3 protein-coding genes are annotated in these 2,135 nt (G+C 73.0%); all 3 read left to right on the forward strand.

Annotation, left to right across the window (positions count from 1 at the left end; all coding sequences use genetic code 11):
• Window positions 1–333: dihydrofolate reductase family protein (locus tag ACFV5N_RS27340; RefSeq protein ID WP_385605077.1), on the forward strand; the 333-nt coding region annotated here is incomplete at its 5' end.
• Window positions 334–464: 131 nt separating this feature from the next.
• Window positions 465–932, forward strand: a complete 468-nt coding sequence (locus ACFV5N_RS27345; protein ID WP_385605079.1) for an indole-3-glycerol phosphate synthase — start codon at window positions 465–467, stop codon at window positions 930–932.
• Window positions 933–1,042: 110 nt separating this feature from the next.
• A partial coding sequence (gene murC / locus ACFV5N_RS27350; RefSeq protein ID WP_385605082.1) for a UDP-N-acetylmuramate--L-alanine ligase occupies window positions 1,043–2,135 on the forward strand: 1,093 nt, incomplete at its 3' end.

Here is a 2,135-nt window from a genome sequence, read left to right on the forward strand (position 1 = left end):
GCCCTGCGGCACGGGCTGGAGGCCGCCCGGGCGGCCGGTGCCGAGGTGATCACGGTGGGGGAGGGCGCCGAGGTGGACCCGGCGCGGGTGAAGGCGGAACTGGTGGAGCGCGGGCACACCCGGCTGCTGACCGAGGGCGGGCCCCGGCTGCTGGGGGCCTTCGCCGAGGCGGGCGTGCTGGACGAACTGTGTCTGACCACGGCGCCGCGGTACGTGGTGGGCACCGCCGGCCGGGTGATGAGCGGCCCCGGGGTGCGGGTGCCGCGGGAGCTGGCGCTGACCTCGCTGCTGGAGGAATCCGGTTTTCTGTTCGGGCGGTATCAAAGGGTCTGACAATCGGCGGAATGGAACGTTCCGCTTATCCTGATGTGGGCAGACTGATGGCGCGACACCCCGTGTGTCCACGGGGAAGGATGGTTTCTGCTGCACCGGGCCGGGCCCGGCCGCGAAGAAGGGCGCTGACCATGTTCACGAGCATCCTCATGATCGAAAAGCCGCTGGTGCCCACGGACGTCGAACTCGTCACCACCCTGCACGGCGACGAGGAGATGTCCTTCATCGTCCTCATGCAGCCGCGCGGCGACCAGGACCGGCTGCTGCGCGCCCTCGACGACGTGGCCCTCGGGGAATTCGCCGAGGCCGGGCGGGAAGCCGGCGAATCCGAGGACGAGGCCGCCCGCGAACCCGCCCAGCGCGCCCTGGACCACTCCGTCGCCGCGCTCCGGCAGACCGGCGCCCACGCGGTGGGACAGCTGGTGGACCAGCACCCGCTGGAACTGCTCACCGCCGTCGTCGCCGAGACCTCGGCCGACGAGGTCATCGTGCTCACCGCCCCGCACCTGGTGGAGGAGTTCTTCCACCGGGACTGGGCCTCCCGCGCCCGGCACAAGGTCGATGTGCCGGTCCTCAAACTCTTCGCCCACGCGGAGTGACCCGCGCGGTGCGGCCCCCGCGTACCGGGGTGCGACAATCGACCGGCAGCGCAGACCAGGCCGGCGGCCCCCGGGCACCCGGTCCGACCAGGGACGAGGGAGACACACGCATGACACCGGCGATCCCGCCCGCCATGGAACGGCCCCACTTCATCGGCATCGGCGGTGCGGGCATGTCGGGCATCGCCAAGATCCTCACCCAGCGCGGCGCCCTCGTGGCCGGCAGCGACTTCCGCGACTCGGCCACCGCCGCCGCGCTGCGCGACCTGGGTGCCACCGTACGGATCGGGCACGACGCCGCCCACCTCGCGGACGGCACCAGCTGTGTGGTCATCTCCAGCGCCATCCGCGCCGACAACCCGGAGCTGGCCGCCGCCCGCCTCCAGGGCATCCCGGTGGTCCACCGCTCCGAGGCGCTCGCCGCCCTGATGACCGGCAGCCGCGCCATCGCCGTGGCCGGCACCCACGGCAAGACCACCACCACCTCGATGCTCGCCGTCGCCCTCGGCACCATGGGCCTGCACCCCTCGTACGCCATCGGCGGCGACCTGGACGGCCCCGGCTCCAACGCCCACCACGGCAAGGGCGAGCTGTTCGTCGCCGAGGCCGACGAGTCCGACCGCAGCTTCCACCGCTACACCCCCGAGGTCGCGGTCATCCTCAACGTCGAGCTGGACCACCACGCCAACTACGCCTCGCTGGAGGAGATCTACGAGTCCTTCGAGATCTTCACCGCCGCCGTGCGGCCCGGCGGCACCCTGATCGTCAACGCCGACCAGGACGGCGCCCGCGTCCTCACCGCCCGGCTGCGCGAGCGGGACGACCTCGATCTGCGCATCGTCACCTACGGGGAGTCCGCGGGCTCGGACATCCGCGTCCTGGACGTGCGGCCGCACGGCCTGACCAGCACCGTCGCCGTACGCCTCGCCGACGGCTCCGAACTCTCCTTCGGCGTGTCCGTCCCCGGCCGCCACTACGCCCACAACGCCGTCGCGGCCCTCGCCGCCGGTATCGCCGCCGGGGTCCCGGCCGCCGGCCTCGCCGAGGCCCTCGGCTCCTACACCGGCGTAGGCCGCCGCCTCCAGCTCAAGGGCGAGGCGGCGGGCGTGCAGGTCATCGACTCGTACGCGCACCACCCCACCGAGATGACCGCCGACCTGGAGGCCATCCGCGGCGCGGCCGCCGACGCGCGCATCCTGGTCG

The organism is Streptomyces sp. NPDC059853 (assembly GCF_042731495.1).
Lineage (GTDB): Bacteria > Actinomycetota > Actinomycetes > Streptomycetales > Streptomycetaceae > Streptomyces.